General features: G+C 72.1%; 1 protein-coding gene. It reads left to right on the plus strand.

Translation table 11 applies throughout. The annotated features are described in order from the left end of the window. The coding region (locus AC51EU_RS30800; protein WP_496270380.1) for a condensation domain-containing protein at positions 1–831 on the plus strand (831 nt) is incomplete at both ends.

The following is an 831-nucleotide window of genomic DNA, read 5'->3' on the forward strand; positions in this document are numbered from 1 at the left end:
ATGGAGGCGACGGAGGAGGCGCGTGCCGCGCTGGCTCCGGTGCCCCGGCCCGAGATCGTGCCGCTGTCCTTCGCCCAGCGCCGGCTCTGGTTCCTCAACCGGTTGGAAGGCCCGAGCGCCACGTACAACCTCCCCTTGGCCCTCCGCCTCAACGGCCGGTTGGACCGCGGGGCGTTGGAGGCGGCGCTGGCGGATGTGGTGGAGCGTCATGAGGCGCTGCGTACGGTCTTCCCCGAGGTGGACGGTGCGCCCTGCCAGCAGATCCTGCCCGCCGGTCAGGCCCGCCCCGCCCTGACGGTCGTCGAGTCCGACGAGGCCGCGCTGCCCGACGCCCTGACCCGCGCAGCCGCCCACGAATTCGACATCGCCGGTGAGCCGATGCTCGCGGCCACGCTGTTCGCGCTGGGGGAGGAGGAGCATGTCCTGCTGCTGCTCGTCCACCACATCGCGGGCGACGGCTGGTCGCTCGCCCCGCTCGCCGATGACCTGTCGGCCGCTTACGGTGCGCGGTGCGCGGGAGGGGCCCCGCGGTGGGCGCCGCTGCCGGTGCAGTACGCGGACTACACGCTGTGGCAGCACCAGGTCCTGGGGGACGAGAACGACCCGTCCAGTCCCATGGGCCAGCAAATTGCCTACTGGACAGACCAGTTGGCAGATCTGCCCGAGCAGCTCGACCTGCCGGCCGACCGTCCCCGCCCCGCCGTCGCCAGCCACCGCGGCGCGACCCATGGCTTCACCTGGTCCGCGGAACTCCACGGCCGCATAACCGACGTGGCACAGGAGACGAACACCAGCGTCTTCATGGTGCTCCAGGCCGGCCTGGCAGCGCTC

The sequence above is a fragment of the Candidatus Streptomyces philanthi genome, from assembly GCF_059553635.1.